This is a genomic window from Exiguobacterium sp. SH1S21 (assembly GCF_004337175.1).
Taxonomy (GTDB): domain Bacteria; phylum Bacillota; class Bacilli; order Exiguobacteriales; family Exiguobacteriaceae; genus Exiguobacterium; species Exiguobacterium aurantiacum_A.
In genome coordinates this window covers 46556-67101 of the sequence record NZ_SJUY01000005.1, presented here as the reverse complement: position 1 = coordinate 67101, position 20546 = coordinate 46556, and the positions used below count along the sequence as shown (strand labels likewise).

20 protein-coding genes are annotated in these 20546 nt (G+C 54.2%); 14 read left to right on the top strand and 6 right to left on the bottom strand.

The features are described 5' to 3' along the window. Positions 1-23 precede the first annotated feature (23 nt). Genes EVJ24_RS08360 through EVJ24_RS08350 form a run of 3 tightly spaced genes read left to right on the top strand, consistent with a single transcriptional unit; the run spans position 24 to position 3057 of the window. Entirely contained in the window at positions 24-464 is a 441-nt protein-coding gene (locus EVJ24_RS08360; RefSeq protein ID WP_131440924.1) for a Spo0B domain-containing protein, read from the top strand. Continuing rightward, positions 465-1754, top strand: a complete 1290-nt coding sequence (gene obgE, locus EVJ24_RS08355) for a GTPase ObgE (protein ID WP_070327688.1) — start codon at positions 465-467, stop codon at positions 1752-1754. A gap of 16 nt (positions 1755-1770) precedes the next feature. Then, positions 1771-3057: a hemolysin family protein gene (locus tag EVJ24_RS08350; protein WP_131440922.1), complete on the top strand. Its 1287-nt coding sequence runs from the start codon at positions 1771-1773 to the stop codon at positions 3055-3057. Between the two features lie 36 nt (positions 3058-3093). On the opposite strand, the gene EVJ24_RS08345 is transcribed toward EVJ24_RS08350, so the two are convergent. The 4 genes from EVJ24_RS08345 to EVJ24_RS08330 form a co-directional block, all read right to left on the bottom strand. After that, positions 3094-3870 (bottom strand): NUDIX domain-containing protein, encoded by a 777-nt coding sequence (locus tag EVJ24_RS08345; RefSeq protein ID WP_070327686.1) that lies wholly within the window; start codon positions 3868-3870, stop codon positions 3094-3096. A gap of 125 nt (positions 3871-3995) precedes the next feature. Further along, positions 3996-4577, bottom strand: a complete 582-nt coding sequence (locus tag EVJ24_RS08340) for a DedA family protein (RefSeq protein WP_131440920.1) — start codon at positions 4575-4577, stop codon at positions 3996-3998. A gap of 106 nt (positions 4578-4683) precedes the next feature. Beyond that, on the bottom strand, positions 4684-5223 hold the full coding sequence (locus EVJ24_RS08335; protein ID WP_070327684.1) for a transcription repressor NadR: 540 nt from the start codon (positions 5221-5223) through the stop codon (positions 4684-4686). Next, positions 5201-6331 (bottom strand): cysteine desulfurase family protein, encoded by a 1131-nt coding sequence (locus EVJ24_RS08330; protein WP_236637602.1) that lies wholly within the window; start codon positions 6329-6331, stop codon positions 5201-5203. Before EVJ24_RS08330 ends, EVJ24_RS08335 begins: the two co-directional genes overlap by 23 nt. A 95-nt stretch (positions 6332-6426) precedes the next feature. Here EVJ24_RS08330 and EVJ24_RS08325 point away from each other — a divergent pair, with 95 nt between their 5' ends. The 8 genes from EVJ24_RS08325 to yajC all read left to right on the top strand — a co-directional run bounded on the left by EVJ24_RS08325 (position 6427) and on the right by yajC (position 13968). After that, positions 6427-7860: an L-aspartate oxidase gene (locus tag EVJ24_RS08325; protein WP_236637601.1), complete on the top strand. Its 1434-nt coding sequence runs from the start codon at positions 6427-6429 to the stop codon at positions 7858-7860. After that, complete coding sequence (gene nadC, locus EVJ24_RS08320; RefSeq protein ID WP_131440916.1) at positions 7814-8683, top strand: carboxylating nicotinate-nucleotide diphosphorylase; 870 nt, start codon at positions 7814-7816, stop codon at positions 8681-8683. Before EVJ24_RS08325 ends, nadC begins: the two co-directional genes overlap by 47 nt. After that, positions 8646-9725 carry a quinolinate synthase NadA gene (gene nadA, locus EVJ24_RS08315; RefSeq protein ID WP_131440914.1) on the top strand — a complete coding sequence of 360 codons (1080 nt, stop codon included), beginning with the start codon at positions 8646-8648 and terminating at the stop codon, positions 9723-9725. Before nadC ends, nadA begins: the two co-directional genes overlap by 38 nt. 84 nt (positions 9726-9809) lie before the next feature. Continuing rightward, positions 9810-10397, top strand: coding sequence for a Holliday junction branch migration protein RuvA (ruvA, locus tag EVJ24_RS08310; protein WP_070327680.1), 588 nt, complete (start codon positions 9810-9812; stop codon positions 10395-10397). Between the two features lie 10 nt (positions 10398-10407). Next, positions 10408-11403, top strand: a complete 996-nt coding sequence (gene ruvB / locus EVJ24_RS08305; protein WP_071399448.1) for a Holliday junction branch migration DNA helicase RuvB — start codon at positions 10408-10410, stop codon at positions 11401-11403. Positions 11404-11421: 18 nt separating this feature from the next. Next, positions 11422-12465: a tRNA preQ1(34) S-adenosylmethionine ribosyltransferase-isomerase QueA gene (queA, locus tag EVJ24_RS08300; protein ID WP_083274023.1), complete on the top strand. Its 1044-nt coding sequence runs from the start codon at positions 11422-11424 to the stop codon at positions 12463-12465. Beyond that, positions 12462-13607: a tRNA guanosine(34) transglycosylase Tgt gene (gene tgt, locus EVJ24_RS08295; protein WP_070327677.1), complete on the top strand. Its 1146-nt coding sequence runs from the start codon at positions 12462-12464 to the stop codon at positions 13605-13607. Before queA ends, tgt begins: the two co-directional genes overlap by 4 nt. An 82-nt stretch (positions 13608-13689) precedes the next feature. Continuing rightward, positions 13690-13968, top strand: a complete 279-nt coding sequence (yajC, locus tag EVJ24_RS08290) for a preprotein translocase subunit YajC (RefSeq protein WP_070327676.1) — start codon at positions 13690-13692, stop codon at positions 13966-13968. 26 nt (positions 13969-13994) lie between these two features. Here the strand turns inward: yajC and EVJ24_RS08285 are convergent, their stop codons facing one another. Then, entirely contained in the window at positions 13995-15149 is a 1155-nt protein-coding gene (locus EVJ24_RS08285) for an FAD-dependent oxidoreductase (protein WP_131440912.1), read from the bottom strand. A 177-nt stretch (positions 15150-15326) separates the two neighbouring features. On the opposite strand from EVJ24_RS08285, the gene EVJ24_RS08280 reads away from it, so the two are divergent. Beyond that, positions 15327-17117 carry a methyl-accepting chemotaxis protein gene (locus tag EVJ24_RS08280; RefSeq protein ID WP_131440910.1) on the top strand — a complete coding sequence of 597 codons (1791 nt, stop codon included), beginning with the start codon at positions 15327-15329 and terminating at the stop codon, positions 17115-17117. A gap of 51 nt (positions 17118-17168) precedes the next feature. On the opposite strand, the gene zupT is transcribed toward EVJ24_RS08280, so the two are convergent. Beyond that, positions 17169-18035 carry a zinc transporter ZupT gene (zupT, locus tag EVJ24_RS08275; RefSeq protein WP_071399453.1) on the bottom strand — a complete coding sequence of 289 codons (867 nt, stop codon included), beginning with the start codon at positions 18033-18035 and terminating at the stop codon, positions 17169-17171. A 218-nt stretch (positions 18036-18253) separates the two neighbouring features. Between zupT and secD the strand changes: the two genes are divergently transcribed. Further along, entirely contained in the window at positions 18254-19555 is a 1302-nt protein-coding gene (gene secD / locus EVJ24_RS15555; protein WP_084813086.1) for a protein translocase subunit SecD, read from the top strand. Next, positions 19545-20474, top strand: a complete 930-nt coding sequence (gene secF, locus EVJ24_RS15550; protein WP_131440908.1) for a protein translocase subunit SecF — start codon at positions 19545-19547, stop codon at positions 20472-20474. Before secD ends, secF begins: the two co-directional genes overlap by 11 nt. Positions 20475-20546 lie beyond the last annotated feature (72 nt).

Sequence of the window (20546 nt, the reverse complement as noted above, 5' to 3'; positions counted from 1 at the left end):
CTTTTTTACTAGGAGAGGATCAAATGGACTCACAGGCAACACTGAAATTATTATCGACCGTCCGTCACGAATGGATGAATCGGCTTCAGATGATCTCCTTGTATGCGGCGCTCGAGCCTGATAGACTCGAGGAGCTGTACGAACGTTATCGTCAGCACGCCGACGAGGAGAGTGCGCTCGTTCGCTTAAATATGCCGGCGACTAGTCTCGTCATCATACAGGCGAATTGGGAAGGGCGGTTGACCTATAAGGTATCGACCGACCGTGCGTCGTTGGACGACGCACGCGTGGCGGATAAACTTGTCCGTCTTCTGTCAGGAACGGATGGACCGATTCATGTGACGTTCACGGACGGACTGGCGGTTCGCGTCTTCGGCAACGTGCCGGAAGATGTGTTCACGTCAGACGAAGTGCACGAACAGACTGTAGAATGTTCTACGTTTCGTTTAAAAGGAGGGAATTAAATGTTTGTCGATCAGGTGAATATTTTTGTAAAAGCTGGAGACGGTGGTAAAGGAATGGTCGCGTTCCGTCGCGAGAAGTATGTTCCAGACGGTGGACCAGCAGGTGGTGACGGTGGTCACGGTGGCGACGTCGTCTTTGAAGTAGAAGAAGGATTACGGACGCTCGTTGATTTCCGCTTCTCGAAGAAGTTTATCGCCTATAACGGTGAAAAAGGAATGTCGAAAGGGATGCACGGACGTAAAGCGAAGCCGCTCGTCGTCAAAGTCCCGCCAGGCACAATCGTCTTCGATTCAGTGACGGATACTGTCATTGCCGACCTTACCGAGCACGGCCAACGGGCCACGATCGCTAAAGGCGGCCGCGGTGGACGCGGAAACTGTCGATTTGCGACACCGTCGAACCCGGCACCAGAAATCGCTGAAAACGGGGAACCAGGCCAAGAGCGCGAGTTGCGTCTTGAACTGAAACTCCTCGCCGACGTCGGTCTCGTCGGATTCCCGTCAGTCGGGAAATCGACGCTCTTGTCGGTCGTCTCATCGGCACGTCCGAAAATCGGAGCGTACCACTTCACGACGATCACACCGAACCTCGGTGTCGTCAAAACAGCTGACGACCGTGATTTCGTCATGGCCGACCTTCCTGGACTTATCGAAGGTGCGAGCCAAGGCGTCGGTCTCGGTCACCAGTTCTTGCGTCATATCGAACGGACGAAAGTCATCGTCCATATGATCGATATGAGTGGGATCGAAGGACGTGACCCGTTCGAAGACTACACGACGATTAACCGTGAGCTCGAGTCGTACAACTTACGTCTCCTCGAGCGTCCACAGATCGTCGTCGCCAACAAGATGGATATGCCGGATGCGCCAGAACTTCTTAAAGAGTTCCAACAGAAAGTCGGCGATGACGTCAAAGTCTTCCCGATCTCGGCACTCGCGAAAGAAGGACTTCGCAACTTGCTCATCGAAGTAGCTAATCTCGTCGACGCGACACCTGAATTCCCACTTGAAGAGCTCGAAGCGAAAACGGCCACACCACGTGTCGTCTATCGTTACGAGAAGGAAGAGAAAGGGTATCAGATTCATGTCGATGAGTACCAACGCTTCGTGATCACGGGGCCGCGCATCGAGAAGCTATTCAAGATGACGAACTTCGATCACGATGACTCGATCAAACGATTCGCCCGTCAGATGCGTCAAATGGGCGTCGATGAGGACCTTCGTAAGCTAGGTGCTCAAGATGGCGACGTCGTTGCGATCTCTGACTTTGAATTCGAATTTGTCGAATAATTTTTTAAAATAAGAAATGGAGTGTGAAGTAAACGTGGACCCTGTGCCCTCGTCTAGTTTAATTCTTTATGCAGTTCTAGTATTTTTGTCAGCTTTCTTCTCTTCAGCAGAGACCGCGCTCTCGAGCGTGAACCGTGTCCGGATGATCCGGATGAGTGAAGACGGGGACAAGGGCGCCAAACGCGTCCTCCACCTCGTCGACCGGTTTGACGATACGCTCTCGACGATCCTCGTCGGCAACAACATCGTTAACATTGGTGCCGCGACCGTTTCGACGGCGATCGCCACGAGTATATTCTCGGGTGGGACCGGACTTGTTGTCTCGACGTTCGCGACGACGGTCGTCATCTTGATTTTCGGTGAAATTTTACCGAAGTCGCTCGCGAAAGAGTTCGCAGAGAAATATTCGCTTCTTATTAGCGGGATCTTGTTATTCCTCGTCAAAGTCTTGAAACCGGTGACGATGATCTTCACCGGCTTGAAGAAGTTGGTGCTACGTATGACCGGAATGGCCGATAAAGAGCCGTCGGTGACGGAAGAAGAGTTGAAAGTGCTCGTCGATATGGGTGAAGAAGAAGGAGTGCTCGGGGAGAAAGAAGCTGAGCTCGTGCATAGCGCCTTCTCTTTCAACGACATCACCGTCGATGACGTGTTGACGCCGCGGATCGACATCCTCGCCGTCGACATCGACGATACGCTCGAAGAGATCAAAGACACGATCTTTAGCGGGGGGCACTCTCGTCTCCCTGTGTATAAAGACTCGATTGACAACGTCATCGGGGTGTTGTCGGAACGTGACTTCCTTCGTTCGATGATGCGAGACGAAGTGACGGATATCCGTTCACTCATTCGTCCGCTCACGTACGTATCACCGCAGACGAAATTGATCGAACTGCTCCCGATTCTGCAGCAAAAACAATCACACATGGCTGTCGTTCTCGATGAGTTTGGTGGGACGGCTGGTCTCATCACGCTCGAGGATATGCTCGAAGAGCTCGTCGGCGATATTTGGGACGAGCACGACGAATCGATCGTCTACTTGAGACGGCTTCGAGACGGCGTATACGAGTGTATGGCCGACATGGACGTCGATCAGTTCGCTGACGAGATGGGGATTAAAGAACCTGAAGTAGATGCCAACACGATGGGTGGTTGGATCGTCGAGCTGCTCGGCGACATCCCAGAGAAAGGTGCTCGTGTCACGTATGACGACATGACGTTCACCGTTCTCCACGTCGAAAAACGACGCATTCGCAAACTGTTAGTCGAAACGAGTCAATCCGAATCGGCTGAACAGGCATAAGAAAAGGAGATCGCCACGTGGCGATCTCCTTTTTGTTTAGACGGTATGGTGGCGCTCGACGCGCTCGAGCAACTCGTAAGGACGAACCTTGTAGATTGCGTGCGGGATGTACGTCGGGTCGATCGCATCAATGAGACGCATCTGGAAGTGGTCACGTTTGATGTAGTCCGACACGTTCGACGCATCGATCGGGAAGAATCCGACCTCGTGTGTCTCGCCTGCTTGCGGACGAAGGTCGCCCGAGACGTAACGTCCATGGAACGAGACGCAGAGGACGCGTGACGACACGTTTTGATAGATCCCGATGATGCCGTCGATCTCGATGTCGGCCCCGGTCTCTTCTTTCACTTCACGATGGATCGCATCGATGATCGATTCGTGTTCTTCGACCTGTCCGCCCGGCATCTCGTACGTGTCGCTCCGGTGCGTGTTTTTGACGAGCAGCACCTCACCGTCATCGTTCGTGATGTAGGCGGTCACGGAGACAATCGTGCGCGGCGGGGTGTAGTGCCCGGTCGGCATCATGAACTCTTCGCTCGACTTGATGTACAAGTCTTTCCCGAGCCGGGCCCGCTTCTTCATCGCCTCGCGACGGAGTGCGCTCGAGCGGTAATCGCGTTCGACTTGTTCGTAGTGTTCACGGTCGCGGTACTCCCAAAGTGCCATGACCTCGGTTTGGTCCTCGGTCACCCAACGGCCGACGAGCCGTGCGCCGTGCGATACCTGAATCGGATACAGGTATGTATGGAAAAACTCAGTGAATTCTTGCAAGCGTTCGGGACGGATCGTATACGTTTTTCGACGATGGAACATGAAAATTCCTCCTTTGACGGTTGCTGTCTCTGTGCTTTAGAAATAGATTGATTTCCTCACTATGACGTATTCGCCATACGTATCAGTTTACCCTCTATTTAAAAAAAGTCAGCCCGAACTTTTGTTCAGGCTGACTTTTTCATGAAGTTCGGATGTGAGCGGATATAGCGGGCGACAAAGAAGATGCCGATGCCGAGCCCGATATAAGGAAACAGGCCGTGTGTGTATTCGCCGATATATCGCCAATTACTGCCGAGCATCATGCCGACTTTGACGAAGACGAACGACCAGACCGCGAAGACGATCGTTGTCATCATCAGGAATTTACGGAACGACAACCGCATCACGCCGGCGCTGATGGCGAACAATTGACGCCAAACCACGCTGAGGCAGACAATCCACGCCCCGTACTTCTCAAACCACGACTCGGCTTGAAGATGTTTCTCCTGCTTGATCCGAAACGAGCGATACAATCGCAGGGCGACCGGTCGTCCGCCGTAGCGGCCAATCCCATACAATGCGACCTGGGTCACGACGAAAGCCGACCAAGCGAGCAAAAAGATGAACAGGAATGACGCGTCAAGGGAACCGACGAGATAACCGCCGTATGCGAGGACGAGCTCGTTTGGGATGACTTGGATGAAGATGCCGAGCGGGATACTGAAGACGCCGCATCCGGCCAAGAGTTGCTCGAGGAAGTGCCACATGACAGATCACTCCTTTCAATACGTAGTAGGGAATTTGTTCCATCCATCAGTATAACGGACAAACTAGGAAAGCAAAAGAAAAGATGTCACAAAGGCGTGACATCTTTTAGTCGAGTTCGGAAACGAGCACGCCGAGGCGCTCAAGTTCAGAGACGGCGGCATCAATCGCGTCCGCACTGTCGGCTTCGAGCGTGTGAATGTGCAGCCCACCCGTCAAATGGGACAGTGGGGCAGCCTGGTTGGCCTCGACGCGTTCGAGGAAGGCCCGGACGTCGCGCCGGCTCTTCACCATCAACTGACCAGTCAGCGACCCGTAGACGGGGTGGTCGATGATGACGTCACGAATCGTGACACCTTCGTCGACGATGGCGTTCATCTCGGCCTCCATGTCCTCGGCTTCGTGCCGACAGACGACTTTTCGTGTGTAGGCGGACGGTGACGCCTCGCCGGGTAGATAGACGTAGCCGCGAGCGGTCGCGACGATTTGGTGGCCTTTCGCCTTCAAGAGCGACAAGTCTTGGACGATGACTTGGCGGCTGACCGCGACGCGGCGGGCGAGCTCGGAACCGGTGATCGGTTCCGTACTCGCTTCAATCAATTCCAATAAAGTGCGCCGGCGTTCTTCACCGGCTAAACGTTTGTTCATGGTGTTCAACTCTCCTTGCTAAAGTGACGATGGCATCGGCGAGTGCCGCCGTAGCTTCGGCGGTTGTCTGTTCGCCGAAGGAAATCCGGACGAGCCCGTGGCAGGCGCTCGTCTCATAGCCGAGTGATTCGAGCATGCGGTTCGGTCCGTTTTGACCGGCCCGGCAAGCCGAGCCGGCCGACACTTGGAAGCCGAGTGTGTCGAGTTCGGTCATCCACCATTGGCCGTCTCGTTTGTCCGAGACGAATGAGAGGATGGCCGGACTTTGGTCGTCGAACTCGAGCCAGTCAACATGTGACGATGTCTTCTCTTTCAAGATAGCACGAAACGCTAAGAAATTTCTTTCGTGACGTGTCCGATTCTCGTGCCGATTGGTGAACGCCTTGACGAACGCAGAGATGCCGGGCACGTCGATCGTCCCGGGACGGATGCCGTACTGATGGTGGCCCGGGTAGTAGGGTGGAGGCAACAGACGTTCCATATAGAGACCGCCGACCCCTTTCGGCCCGCCGACTTTATGGGCGCTGAACGAGTAAGCGTCGATCCCATCAACCGAGACCGGTATTTTTCCGAGCGCTTGTACTCCGTCGATATGGAGCAGTACTTTCTTATATTTAAGTTTACAGAGGATGTTATGGAGCGGCAAAACCCAGCCGGTGTCCGAGTTGACGTGCTGAAACGTGACGAGTCCGATATCACGATCGAGCAAGTGGAGGAACTTGTCGTGGTCGAACTGGCCGTCTTTCAGCTTGAGGCGATGGACGATTACACCTTCAGCTTCCCACTCGTCGAGAAGGAGCGAGACCGAGTCGTGCTCTTGCCAGGACGTGATGACCTCGCTGCCTTTCATGCGTTTGCGCAGACTCGTCAGCGCGATGTAATTGCTTTCCGAGCCGCTCCCGGTAAACAACAGCTTCCCTCTCAGCATATCGAGACCGAGCGCCTGCTTGACGAGCCGGCGCGCCTCTGTCAAATAGTCCTCGGCTATGAACCCATGCGTATGAAGCGACGAGGGATTGCCGGGGACGCCTTTAGCCATGGCGACGTAATGGTCAAGGGCGGGTTGGGTCATCGGGTGTGTCGCCGCGTAGTCAAAGTAACCGTTCATCGAAGTATCCCCTTTTCTCATGTTGTCTTCTTCACAAAATTATGCGAAACTAGTTTACAAGTCAACATTACATATGAAATACAGGTGATATACAGATGTCTTTACAGTTGAAACAAGTCGATGTTTTGATTATCGGGGCGGGGTTGGCCGGGGTCACGGTGGCACTCCATTTGCCGGAGACGTACCGCATTCTCCTCGTCTCAAAACGTGACGTGACCTCCTCGAACTCTGACCTCGCCCAAGGCGGGATCGCGAGTTCATATTTGGAGCCGTCGAGTCTCGATCACGCACACGATACGCTCGTCGCTTCCAAGATGACGGCGCAAGCGGACCGAGTCGTCACGCTCGTCGAGGACGGCCGTGGTGTCGTTTCAGAGATGGAGCGGTTCGGTGTCGTTTTCGACCGGGACGAGTCCGGGTATAAGATCGGCCGAGAAGGTGCCCACGGGAAACATCGGATCTACCACGTCGGTGGTGACGAGACGGGACGTCATGTGATGACCACGTTACGAGAACGGCTCCCGCAAAACGTTGAAGTGATGGAACACGTCTTGATCGACGGACTGACAAAAACGGGCGGCCGAGTCGTCGGTGCGACCGGTTTCCAAGGTGACGAACGAATCCATATTCAAGCGGGCGCGGTCGTCTTGGCGACAGGTGGCATCGGCGGGCTCGTCGATTGGACGTCGAACTGTCGGGCCGTGACGGGGGATGGACTCGTCTTGGCGAGCGCTGCCGGTGCCGAACTCTCCAACTTGACCGAGATCCAGTTTCATCCGACACTGCTAGCGGTCGAGACGCCGCACCTCGTGACCGAGGCGCTGCGAGGTGAGGGCGCGGAACTCGTCGATGAGGACGGGTGTCACGTGATGTGGCACCATCCGCTAGGCAGTCTGGCGCCCCGTGATGAAGTGGCGGCCGTGCTCACGCGTCACTGCGGCCCGGTCTATCTCGATACGAGTCGCGTCAAAGACATTGCGGCCCGGTTCCCGAAATTGTGGGCGACGTGTCAGGCCGAACGGATCGACGTCGCTCGCATCCCGGTCCGGCCGGGTCTGCATTTTCATATGGGCGGGGTGCGGGTCGATGAAACCGGGTCGACGGGTGTGGCCGGGCTTTACGCGGTCGGTGAAGTCGCCGACACGGGTGTTCACGGGATGAACCGGTTGGCTTCTAATTCACTACTTGAATGCTGGGTGTTCGGAAAGCGTGTCGCCGCATCGGTGCGACTTGAAGAAGGGTCGTTCACGATGACTGAAGTGACCGCTTATGAGTTATCGAAGGAGACGTTTCAAGCGTATCGTCAGCGATTAGGCAACTGGCTGACAATCTCGCCTGAGTTTGGAGAAATGAGAAGTTTCTTAGAAAATACCCAACAACTGGCACGGACGAAACACGTGACAAGACAATTGGCAGAACGAACACTACAACTTGAGGCGGGCCGGATTTTAGCGCGCGCCTTTATGAGAACGGAGGAGTTCCATGAACAGAACGTTACTGCGCGAACAGCTCGCACAATTTCTAAATGAGGATATCGGATTTGGAGACGCCTCGAGCGCACTCATCAATTCGCTCGACGTGACGACAGCCGTCGTCACCGCCAAAGCGGACGGGGTCTTCGCCGGTGTTGACGTCGTAATGGAACTCGCGGCGATGCAACGGCTCGTCGTCGAACAGTGCCTTGACGATGGGACGGATTTGAAAAAAGGGGACGTCATGTTCGCTTTACGCGGCAAGACACGGACGCTCCTCGAAACGGAACGGGTACTGCTCAACCTCGTGCAACATATGTGCAGCATCGCCACGCTGACAAGGCGCTGTGTCGAGGCGCTCGCCGACCCATCGATCCGGGTCACCGACACACGGAAGACGACGCCGGGACTGCGGATGCTTGAAAAATACGCCGTCCGATGTGGTGGGGGATACAACCATCGGCTGCGTCTCGACGACGCCGTCATGATCAAAGACAACCATATCGCGGCACTCGGGGGCATCACGCAGGCCATCGAAACGGCGAGAACTCAAAACGGGCATACGACACCGATCGAAGTCGAGGTCGAGACGATCGAGCAGTTGCGTGAGGCGATCGCGGCAAGTCCTGACATCATCATGCTCGATAACCGGTCACCCGAAGAGTTGAAGGCGTGGGTTGCGCTCGTGCCGTCCCACATCACGACGGAAGCGTCGGGCGGGATCACCGTCGACACGATCGCCGCCTACCGCGGGACGGGCGTCGACGTCATCTCGGTCGGACAGTTGACGCATTCGGTGACGGCTCTCGATTGTAGCTTAAATCTTAAAGGAGGGGTCAAATATGCAGTTACTCGGAACGATGCCAGCGCAATACGCTAATATGACGATCGAACAGATGGAAGCGCGGATCGAAGCCATTAAAGCACGGCTCGGCAGCCGGCTGTTTCTACCGGCACATCACTATCAAAAGGATGAGGTCGTCCAGTTCGCGGACGCGACCGGAGATTCGCTCCAGCTCGCACGACTCGCCGAACAGATGAACGAGACCGAATTTATCGTCTTTTGTGGCGTCCATTTCATGGCCGAGACGGCCGACATGCTGACACGCGACGATCAACTCGTCATCTTGCCGGACATGCGGGCCGGTTGCTCGATGGCTGATATGGCCGATATCGACCAGACCGAGATTGCTTGGGAGGAATTGACCGACTTGTTCGGTGACGACATCATCCCGATCACGTACGTCAACTCGACGGCAGCCATCAAGGCGTTCGTCGGAAAGAACGGCGGCGCGACCGTCACGTCGTCAAACGCCCACGACATCGTCCGTTGGGCACTCGAGACTGGCGAACGGATTATGTTCTTACCAGATCAACACTTAGGGCGCAACACGGCGTTTGATCTCGGTATACCGCTGGCGGCGATGGCTGTCTGGGACCCGCTTCGTGAGCGTCTCGACTACGAGGGCGACATCGAAGACGTACGGGTCATCCTCTGGAAAGGGCATTGTTCGGTCCACGAGAAGTTCAATGTCGCCCAAATCGAGGCGTTGCGGAAGCATGACCCGGAACGACGCATCATCGTCCATCCCGAGTGTACGTTTGACGTCGTGCAGGCGGCGGACGAGGCCGGTTCGACGTCGTATATCATCGACCAGATCGAGGCGAGCGCGCCGGGAGCGAAGTGGGCCGTCGGGACGGAGATGAACTTGGTCAATCGACTAGCAATGACGCATCCCGAGCAAGACATCGTCTCTCTCAACCCGTACATGTGTCCGTGTCTGACGATGAACCGCATCGATTTGCCGCATCTTTTGTGGGCGCTCGAGACGCTCGAGACGGATCCGGTCAACATCATTCGTGTCGATGAGGAAACGACGAAATGGGCAACGCTCGCCCTCGAGCGGATGTTAGCGAGATAACGGACAGGCGATTGCCTGTCCTTTTTTCACGGCGTTTTCTATGGTACAATGAATGCAGTTTTCCTATGAAGAGGAGATAACAAAGTGATTGAATTCGTAAAAGGATCCGTCGCCTACGTGTGTGCGGAATATATAACGTTGGATGTTTCGGGCGTCGGCTACAAAGTACATGTGCCTAACCCGTTTTTTTATCGTGAACAAGACGAACATGTAATCGTGTTTACGCACCATTACGTCAGAGAAGATCAACAGACGCTATACGGTTTCCGGTCACGCCGGGAGCGCGAACTGTTCAATAAACTGCTCGGCGTCAACGGCATCGGACCGAAAGGCGCGCTCGCCATCGTCGCCTCGGGCGACATGGACGCGTTGATTGACGCGATCGAGACCGAGAACGAGAAGTACTTGATGAAGTTCCCGGGCGTCGGCAAGAAGACGGCCAAACAAATGGCGCTCGATTTAAAAGGGAAGTTGTCAGAGCTCGCACCGGACTATGTGCCGAACACAGGCCTGTTCGCACAAGGCTCGTCAGAACTTGACGAAGCGTGTGAAGCGCTCGCCGCCCTCGGTTATTCGGAACGTGAGATCACACGTGTCCGTAAAGAACTGAATTCAGAAATATTGACGACAGACGCTTACATAAAGCGCGCCCTGCAATTGTTGTTGAAATAAGGAGGAACCTATGGACGAACGATTGTTGTCACAATCCCACCAACAGTATGAAGACTCTGAAGAGTGGAGCCTGCGTCCGCAACGGTTCGAGCAGTATATCGGACAAGAGAAGGCGAAAGGGAACTTATCCGTCTTTATCCAAGCGGCAAAAATGCGAAGCGAGACGCTCGACCACGTCCTACTTTACGGGCCACCTGGTCTAGGGAAGACGACGCTCGCCCAAATTATCGCCAACGAGATGGGTGTCGGCATCAAGACGACAGCCGGCCCTGCCATCGAACGCCCAGGTGACTTAGCAGCGATCCTGTCGACGCTCGAGCCGGGGGACGTCCTGTTCATTGATGAGATCCATCGGCTCAGCCGGACGATTGAAGAGATCCTGTATCCGGCGATGGAAGACTACTGCCTTGATATCGTCTACGGACAAGGCGAGATGGCGCGCAGCGTCCGCATCGACTTGCCACCGTTCACGCTCGTCGGCGCGACGACACGGGCCGGCATGTTGTCGGCCCCGCTCCGTGACCGTTTCGGGGTGACGCTCAAGCTCGAGTATTACGAAGCGCACGAACTCGCGGCCATCGTCAGCCGGACGGCCCAGCTGTTCCGACTGTCGATCTCACCGGAAGCGAGCGGCGCGATCGCCAAACGCGCGCGCGGGACGCCACGGATCGCCAACCGGCTGTTGCGTCGGGTTCGCGACTTCGCGCAAGTGGAAGGGACGAAAGAAATCGACCCAGCCATGGCATCGAGTGCGCTCGATCGCCTGCACGTCGACGCCCTCGGGCTCGACGAGGTCGATCATCGGCTCTTGCGGGCCATGGTCGAACGGTTCGGCGGTGGTCCGGTCGGGCTCGAGACGCTCGCCGCGACAATCGGTGAAGACGCCCAGACGATCGAGGACGTCTACGAACCATACTTGTTACAACAAGGCTTCCTCCAGCGGACACCGCGAGGACGCATGATCACACAATACGCTAAGACGCATTTTGGATACGAAGAGGAGTAAATGATGCAAGATATTCAATTGAACGTAAACGACTATGATTTTGACTTGCCAGAAGAACTGATCGCCCAAGTCCCGCTCCTTGATCGGACGAGCTCACGTTTGCTCGTCCTCGACCGGGACACAGGTGACATCGAGCACCGCCACTTCCGTGACGTGCTCGACTATTTACAAGCAGGCGACGCGCTCGTTGTCAACGATTCACGTGTCTTGCCGGCCCGTCTGTTCGGGGCGAAGCAAGAGACGGGCGGCAAAGTCGAGCTGCTGCTCTTGAAGCAGACCGAAGATGACGTCTGGGAAGCGCTCGTCAAACCGGCGAAGAAAGTCCGCGTCGGCGCCATCGTCGAATTCGGGAACGGATTGCTCCGGGCCGAATGCGTCGAAGAGCTCCCGGAAGGCGGACGCCGCTTCAAGTTCGAGTATGACGGGATCTTCTATGAGATTTTAGACGAGCTCGGCACGATGCCGCTCCCGCCTTACATCCGCGAACAGCTTGACGACCAAGACCGCTACCAGACCGTCTACGCCCGCGAACGCGGCAGTGCGGCCGCACCGACGGCAGGTCTTCATTTCACAGAAGAATTGCTCGAGGCTGCCCAGGCGAAAGGGGTCAACTTGATCCCGCTCACGCTTCACGTCGGGCTCGGGACGTTTCGCCCGGTCACGGCCGATACGATCGAAGAGCATACGATGCATAGCGAGTACTTTGAACTGTCCGAGCAATCGGCACGGGCGCTCCGTGACGTCCGCGCGAGCGGCGGCCGCGTCTTCGCGGTCGGAACGACGTCGACACGGACGCTCGAGACGATCATGCGCGATCACGGGGATTTCGTCGAGTCATCGGGCTGGACGGACATCTTTATTTACCCTGGCGTCGAGTTGAAGGCGATCGATGGACTGATCACGAACTTCCATCTGCCGAAGTCAACGCTCGTCATGCTCGTCTCGGCGTTCGCGTCACGCGACATCATCTTACACGCCTACCGGACCGCAGTGGAAAACGAATACCGCTTCTTCAGCTTTGGAGACGCGATGCTCATTACGAGGAAGGAAGAAAACAAATGACCAAACATGCAGTCACATACGAACACATTCACACGTGTAAACAATCAGGAGCGCGGCACGGGATCGTCCATACGCCGCACGGCTCGTTCGAGACGCCTGTCTTCATGCCGGTCGGCACGCAGGCGAGCGTCAAGACGATGGCACCTGAACAAGTGAAAGCGATGGGTGCGAACATCATCTTGTCGAACACGTACCACCTATGGATTCGTCCCGGACACGAAGTCGTCAAGCAAGCGGGCGGACTTCACAAGTTCATGAACTGGGACGGCGCGATTTTGACGGACTCAGGCGGCTTCCAAGTGTTCTCACTCGCTGACCTGCGTAACATTCAAGAAGAAGGCGTCCATTTCCGTAACCATTTGAACGGGGACAAGTTGTTCTTGTCACCAGAGAAGGCGATGGAAATCCAAAACGCGCTCGGTGCGGACATCATGATGGCGTTCGATGAGTGCCCGCCGTTCCCGGCGACGCATGAATACATGAAGAAGTCGGTCGAGCGGACAAGCCGTTGGGCCGAACGTTGTCTCGCGGCGCACGAACGTCCGGAGGACCAAGCGCTGTTCGGCATCATCCAAGGTGGCGAGTACGAAGACCTTCGCCGTCAAAGCGCCGAAGACCTCGTCTCACTCGATTTCCCGGGTTATGCGGTCGGCGGTTTGTCGGTCGGCGAACCGAAAGACGTCATGTATCGGGCGCTCGAGTTCACGACACCGTTCATGCCGGAAGATAAGCCGCGCTACTTGATGGGCGTCGGATCACCGGATGCGTTGATTGAAGGTTCGATTCGCGGGATCGACATGTTCGACTGCGTCTTGCCGACACGGATCGCCCGTAACGGCACGCTCATGACGTCTAAAGGTCGCGTGACGATCAAACACGCCAAACATAAGACGGACTTTGGCCCGATCGATGAGAAGTGCGATTGCTATACGTGTAAGAACTATTCACGGGCATACGTGCACCATTTGATCCGTGCCGATGAGATGTTCGGTCTCCACCTTTGCTCGACGCATAACCTTCATTTCCTCGTGAATTTGATGGAACAGGTCCGTCAAGCGATCCGCGAAGACCGTCTGCTCGATTTCAAAGAAGAGTACTTCGAAGAATATGGATATAACAAACCGAACGCCAAGAATTTCTAATTCTCTGACAGCGATTATGTGACAACGATTCGGTTTCACGGTATAATGAACCTGATATTGAAGGAAAGGGTGAATTCTACAAATGGAAACTCTCGTAGCACTATTACCGATGATCCTTATTTTCGTCGTGTTCTACTTCTTGTTGATCCGTCCACAGACGAAGCGACAAAAGCAAGTACAAACGATGCAAAATGCGCTTGAGCGTGGCGATCATGTCGTGACGATTGGCGGCCTTCACGGTGTCGTCCATCAGATTGAAGACACAGAAGTCACATTGAAATGCGACCAAGCACTTCTCAAGTTCAATCGCAGCGCGATTGCTGAAGTGACGAAAAAAGGAAACTCTTCATTCGCTGAGTAAGCAAATGACGCCTGACCAGTATATGGTCAGGCGTTTTTTCGTGCGGATAATAGGCGAGGAATGATACGACGAGCCCCTTCTTGACCGCCGTAGATGGCACGAGCGAACGGGCCGACGATCAAGTCGGCGTAAGCGCCAGTCATGTAGAAATTGTCCGTCCAAGCGAGTGAGGCGTCGAGTACCGGTGTGCCGCATGGGGTGAGCGGTAAGTCGAGCTGCTCCATGAGCGGCCGTAAAAACGTCTCTTTCGGATGGAGCGGGCGGATCCCCGTGCAGCAGACGATCTCGTCAGACGGCAACGCAATCCCGTCGACGAATAACTGGTCACCGTCACGGACCGCTTCTCCAATGATGTGTCGGATTTCACCAAGTTGCACGAGCCGCTTCACTTTCAAGACGAGGTCGTTCGGGGACGTACCAGGCTTTCGTTCTTGCTTGACGAAGTCACGTTTCTCAATCCAATTTTCTTCCAACTGATGAAAAGCGCGTAACCCCTTTGGACCCATAAAACTGCGGTCGGCGTCGAACTGGCTCACCTCGAGCGGGCGCTTCGTCACGAGCGTGACGTCATGGCCTTTACTATGACGAGATACCGTATAATGTAACGCCGTGATCCCGCCGCCGACGACGGTAACGTTCGATTGTTCCGGCTGATCGTTAGCTGAAAAGATGTGTCGACATGTCGGGATGTCTGCAAAGCCCGGTAGATGCATCGAGCTCGATTGACCGGTCGAAACGATGATCGTCTCGGCGGTAATCCGCCGAGTCGATGTCGTCACTTCGTAGACGTTGCCGGACCGTTTAATCGAGGAGACGGGTTGATGGCCTAAAAAACGAGAACGAAGATTAAAGTCAGCGATTACTTGATCACAGTGATCGTTGAACAATGCTAAAGACGGTCGGCCGAACGTATCCTTGAAATGGTGAGAGCCATAGTCGTTCGCAGCCGCGAACTGTTTCAACGCGTATGGATTGGACGATATATGATGGACGCGCGTCGAGCGCAAATGTGACATTTCAATATGGGCGGTTTGGGACTTCCAATTCTTGAGTAGTTGATCGTGAGCATCAATTAGCAGAATCTCTTCTAACGCACCGCCTTGTTCTAAATAAGATACAGCGAGGGTCATACCGTGAACGCCGGCGCCGATGATTAATACCCGTGTTGACAGATCAGTCATGCTTCCACCTTCTTAAATAGTAATAGTTACGATTTGTATCATAGAGTAAGTGTCTGCTTTTTGTCAAACTTCGTCAATTCATCGAATCATCGACCTCATTTCCAAAAATAAAATTGATTAGTGAAAACGTTTGCATTAATGTCAAGTTGAGAAGAAATTGGAAATGAGGAAACGGACATGGACGTTAAACGATTATTACAACCGATTAAAAATTGGCAAGGTTGGGCTCGCGTCAAACGACTGAAAGGACATTCGTCGATCAAACGAACAAAAGGTCGTTCATCGATGCGACGGAAGATGGCGATCGCGCTCGTGCCGACAATCATTGCCTTGCTCCTCGTCGGCGCACTCGGTTCTTACCAATTAAAAAATGCCACTGCCGAGTACGACCGGGTGTTGAACGAAGGTCTCCGTGACATGTTGATCGCCGAAGACTTAGCGTTAACTGTCACGGATGCCGAGCGCTATTTGAACTATTATTTGCTCGTCTCGAACCCGAAGACGCTGATCAGTTTAGAAGCATCGCAACAAAAGCGCGACGAATTGATGGACGCTCTCAAAGCGTCTTCATCTGACGACAAAGTGCTCAGTTGGCTCGGGGACTTAGAGAAGTTCAATCAACTGCTCGATACCGATATGGCACGTGCCATCGAGCTGCGCCAACAACAAGATGAGATCGGGTACAAGACGGTACTCAACACGAGCGTGACCCCGACGACCGATCGGGTCCGGATGACGGTCACCGATCTCGTCGCCCATCAAGCGGAGATGCTAGACGATGAGACGGCGGCGGTACAAGCAAACGCCGGCACCTCAATCGTCTGGATGATCATCATCAGTATTATCGGTGTCGCCATCGGGCTGTTGTCGCTCTATGCGCTCCAAAAACTGTTCTTAACACCGATCAACCGTCTCGTCCGTGAAGCACGAGTCGTCGCGGAAGGGGACTTGACCGGGGAAGACATCGCCGTCGAATCGAATGATGAGCTTGGTGATCTCGTGACGGCCTTTAACGAGATGAAACACAACCTCGTCGGGTTGATCCGCCAGGTCGGAGCGGCTTCGGATAAAGTGACGGCGTATTCGGAAGAGCTATACGCGAGCACGGACCACGTCGCGACGACGACTCAAGGCGTGGCTGGACTGTTCGAAGACATGAATATCGCGGCCCAAGTGTCGGCCAAGCGCGCCGAGGAAGGGACGTCTGGCGTCAATCAGGCCGTCACCGGCTTGAATCAAATCGCTACCGCCTCCCAAGGTGTGAATGAACAGACGATTCATACACTTGAGGCTGCGAGCGGCGGACTTGAGACGATTCAATTGGCCGAGAGTCAAATGCAAGAGATTCAACGGGCCAACGACCTGACCCAACAGATGGTCGAACGTCTTTCGAACCAATCGCTTGAGATTGAAAAGATCACCCGGTCGATCACGGCCATCACCGAACAGACGAACTTGCTCGCTTTGAACGCCGCCATCGAGGCAGCGCGGGCCGGCGAGCATGGAAAAGGGTTCGCGGTCGTCGCCGCCGAAGTCCGAAAACTCGCCGAAGAGTCGAAACAATCGGCTAAAAAGATTCAAGCGGTCGTTGTCGATATCCAACGCGACACGAAACAAGTTGAGGCGGCGTTTGACGTGACGAGCGGTCATGTGACGAACGGCGTCGCCCAAATGGGTGAAGTCGCCGGGGCGTTCCGTGAAATCGTGTCGGTCATTCAAGAGACGTCGCGTCAGATGAGCGAAATTGCCGCGGCGACAGAGGAAGTCAGTGCGAATACGACCGAAGTCGCGGTCTCGGTCGAGGACATGTCGACGAACGCGGTCTCGACGCAACGCAGTGTCGAAGAAGCGGGGGCGAACGTGGAAGAACAGCTCGCCGCGATTCAAGAAATCAATGGCATCGCCGAGACGATGAGCCATATGTCGGTCGAGTTGAAAGATCTCGTCCACTTGTTTAAAACAACATGAATGACAAAAACGTCCCCCCGACTCGTGTCGAGGGGACGTTTTTAAATACAGTCACATTAAAAGAACGAGACTCGCTGCCATAACCATCATTCCGGCGACCATGCCGTATACCGCATGATGGGCTCGGCCGTATTCACGGGCGGCCGGTAACAGTTCGTCGAGCGAGATGAATACCATGATCCCGCCGACGGCTGCGAACAACAAACCGAAGATCGTATCGTTCAAGAATGGCATCAAAATCAAGAAGCCGACAATGGCACCGACCGGTTCCGCAAGACCTGACAGGAACGAGAGTTTTAACGCTTTCTTCCGCGAGCCGGTCGCGTAGTAAATCGGCACCGACACGGCAATCCCTTCCGGAATATTGTGCAAGGCGATGGCAATCGCGATGGCGATTCCGACGGCCGGGTCGTCGAGCGCGGAGATGAACGTGGCTAGTCCTTCAGGGAAGTTATGAATCGTGATGGCGAGCGCCATAAACAGACCCATTTTGTGAAGACGTTGTTTTGTCTCCTGATTTAACGGCACAGGCTCACCCTCTGTTGCGGTTGCGGTCGTGGCCAGTTCTTGTGACGACGGATCGTTTTGCATCGTCTCGACGAATTTGACCTCATGCGGGTTTTCAGGGGAGGGAATCAACTTATCGATTAAAGCGATCAGGAGCATCCCTCCAAAAAATGCGAGCACGGTATAAATTGTGCCAGCTTTTTCCCCATGGGCACCGACGAGTTCGACAAGCGCTTTCGGGAAGATCTCAATGAACGAGACGTAAATCATGACACCGCCCGAGAAGCCGAGCGAGATTGACAGAAAGGCTGTGTTCGTCCGCTTCGCGAAGAAGGCGATCATGCTTCCGATCCCGGTCGCGAGCCCAGCGAATAGTGTCAATAAAAAGGCGAAAATAATTGTACTATCCATTGTAGAGGACTCCTTTGCAAACGTGATATATTTTCGATAGTCATAGCATAACGCAAGTTTTGCCCTAATGCAACTTTTAGTCGTTCGGGCAAAAAAGCCAGAAAATCTCGAGGTTGATGTTACAATTTTAGGAAAACGATTGATAAATGTTTAGAATATTTGTAATGTTAACGGGAGAAGTTTTATATAGAACACGTATCTAGAAAGGAAATAGCCGTATGTACAAAAAAGGGAATATCGCGATTTTTGCGGTCATCATGATCGCAACGATCTTGCTCGCCGTGTTCACGACGCCATGGGTCGTCAAGAACACGAACCTTGGACTCGACTTAAAAGGCGGGTTTGAAGTGCTGTACGAAGTCCAGCCACTCGAAGATGGTGATGTCATCGACCAATCGGCGATGAATGCAACCGTTCGCGCTATCAACAACCGTGTCAACGTCTTGGGTGTCTCTGAACCGGATATCCGGATTGAAGACGAGAATCGCATCCGCGTCCAACTCGCGGGCGTATCGAACCAGAACGATGCGCGGGAAGTGCTGTCATCGACGGCCCAGCTCACGTTCCGTGACATCGATGATAACGTCCTCCTCGATGGGAAGGACCTCGCACCGCGAGGCGCTGCCATCAGTTATGACCAACAAGGAAACCCGGTCGTCGAGTTGACGCTTCAGTCAGCGGAACAGTTCGGCGAAGTGACGTCGAAAATTGCAGAGCGTCCGGCTCCTGAGAACCGTCTCGTCATCTGGTTAGACTTTGAAGAAGGCGATTCATATGAAGAAGAGATTCAAAAAGAGAACTCAAAAATCGTCTCAGATGCTTCGGTCAACGGACCAATCCTATCTGACAAAGCGATCATTTCGGGCGGCGATATCGATGCTGAAAGCGGACAACGCTTAGCGGACATTTTGAACGCCGGCGCGCTTCCAGTCAAGCTTGAGGAGATTTACTCGACGTCAGTATCAGCCCAGTTCGGACAAGACGCGCTCGATAAGACTGTCTTCGCTTCGCTCATCGGGATTGCAGCTGTCTTCTTGTTCATGTTGTTCTTCTATCGTTTACCTGGACTCGTCTCGATCATCACGCTCGTCTTGTATATCAATTTGATCATGTTGTTCTTCAACGGCATCAACGCCGTCTTGACGCTGCCAGGGATTGCCGCTCTCGTCCTCGGGGTCGGGATGGCAGTTGACGCGAACATCATCACGGCCGAGCGGATTAAAGACGAGCTTCGTTCAGGCAAGTCGGTACTGTCGGCGTTTCGCGCCGGTAACCGCCGTTCGCTCAGTACGATCATCGATGCCAACTTGACGACGCTCATCTCAGCCGCTGTGTTGTTCTACTTCGGGACAAGCTCGGTTCGAGGGTTCGCCATCATGCTCATGATCTCAATTGCGATGACGTTCATCTCGAACGTCTTCATCTCACGTTATTTGATGCACCTCCTCGTCGCTAGTCGCTTGTTCGACAAACGTAAAGGTTGGTTTGGTGTGAAGGAGAGTGAAATCCGTGAACTTTAAGCTCACTGAATTAAATTATGTGAAACATATGCGCACGCTGTTCATCATCTCGTGTGCCATCGTTATCATCGGTCTCGGTATTTTATTCTTCCGAGGGTTAAACCTTGGAATCGACTTCGCGTCAGGGACGCGTGTCGAAGTGCAGACAGAGACACAAGTGTCACAGCAAGAACTTGAAGCCGCCTTTACAGAAGCGGGCGTCAACGAGTCAATTTCTTCGATTCAATATGCCGATGGCGGGTCGCTTGCGAACGTGACGTTCGTCGGTCAGCTCAGCCAGGATGAAGTCGCTTCAGTTAAAACTGTATTTACGGAAACGTTTGGAAGTGATCCGAATATTAGTACCGTATCAGCCGAAGTCGGTCGCGACATCGCCCGTAACGCCGTCTATGCGGTCGCTCTTGCGTCGCTCGGGATCATTCTCTACATCACGTTCCGATTCCAATTCTCGTATGCGCTCGCGACCGTCGTCGCGATGTTGCACGATGCGTTCTTCATGATCGTCGCGTTCTCGATTTTTGGGATCGAAGTCAACTTGTACTTCGTCGCCGCGATCTTGACAATCATCGGGTACTCGGTCAACGATACGATCGTCACGTTCGACCGGGTGCGCGAGAATATTCAAGCGTACGAAAAAGAGCGGAAGATCAAGTCGATGGACGTCTACCGCGATATCGTCAACACGTCGATTCAAGAGACGATCGTCCGTTCGGTCAACACGGTCATCACCGTACTCGTGACGGCGCTCGCTTTGTACATCTTCGGAGCCGAGTCGATTCGCGGCTTCGCGGTCGCACTTCTCATCGGACTTGTCATGGGGATGTACTCATCGATCTTCATCGCGTCATACCTCTGGCTCATGCTCAAAAAATTAACAATCAATAAAAAGAAACAAGCCACACCCGCCCCTGAGGCGTGATGACAAGGTCTTCCGATTCGTTCGGAGGACCTTTTTCATATGTCAAGACGGCAAAACACGTCTCCGTTCTGA

Bases quoted from the DNA above. Each gene is read 5' to 3' on its own strand.
- EVJ24_RS08360 (WP_131440924.1), top strand. From the start codon at position 24: ATGGACTCACAGGCAACACTGAAATTATTATCGACCGTCCGTCACGAA.
- obgE (WP_070327688.1), top strand. From the start codon at position 465: ATGTTTGTCGATCAGGTGAATATTTTTGTAAAAGCTGGAGACGGTGGT.
- EVJ24_RS08350 (WP_131440922.1), top strand. From the start codon at position 1,771: ATGGAGTGTGAAGTAAACGTGGACCCTGTGCCCTCGTCTAGTTTAATT.
- EVJ24_RS08345 (WP_070327686.1), bottom strand. From the start codon at position 3,870: ATGTTCCATCGTCGAAAAACGTATACGATCCGTCCCGAACGCTTGCAA.
- EVJ24_RS08340 (WP_131440920.1), bottom strand. From the start codon at position 4,577: ATGTGGCACTTCCTCGAGCAACTCTTGGCCGGATGCGGCGTCTTCAGT.
- EVJ24_RS08335 (WP_070327684.1), bottom strand. From the start codon at position 5,223: ATGAACAAACGTTTAGCCGGTGAAGAACGCCGGCGCACTTTATTGGAA.
- EVJ24_RS08330 (WP_236637602.1), bottom strand. From the start codon at position 6,331: ATGAACGGTTACTTTGACTACGCGGCGACACACCCGATGACCCAACCC.
- EVJ24_RS08325 (WP_236637601.1), top strand. From the start codon at position 6,427: ATGTCTTTACAGTTGAAACAAGTCGATGTTTTGATTATCGGGGCGGGG.
- nadC (WP_131440916.1), top strand. From the start codon at position 7,814: ATGAACAGAACGTTACTGCGCGAACAGCTCGCACAATTTCTAAATGAG.
- nadA (WP_131440914.1), top strand. From the start codon at position 8,646: ATGCAGTTACTCGGAACGATGCCAGCGCAATACGCTAATATGACGATC.
- ruvB (WP_071399448.1), top strand. From the start codon at position 10,408: ATGGACGAACGATTGTTGTCACAATCCCACCAACAGTATGAAGACTCT.
- tgt (WP_070327677.1), top strand. From the start codon at position 12,462: ATGACCAAACATGCAGTCACATACGAACACATTCACACGTGTAAACAA.
- yajC (WP_070327676.1), top strand. From the start codon at position 13,690: ATGGAAACTCTCGTAGCACTATTACCGATGATCCTTATTTTCGTCGTG.
- EVJ24_RS08285 (WP_131440912.1), bottom strand. From the start codon at position 15,149: ATGACTGATCTGTCAACACGGGTATTAATCATCGGCGCCGGCGTTCAC.
- EVJ24_RS08280 (WP_131440910.1), top strand. From the start codon at position 15,327: ATGGACGTTAAACGATTATTACAACCGATTAAAAATTGGCAAGGTTGG.
- zupT (WP_071399453.1), bottom strand. From the start codon at position 18,035: ATGGATAGTACAATTATTTTCGCCTTTTTATTGACACTATTCGCTGGG.
- secD (WP_084813086.1), top strand. From the start codon at position 18,254: ATGTACAAAAAAGGGAATATCGCGATTTTTGCGGTCATCATGATCGCA.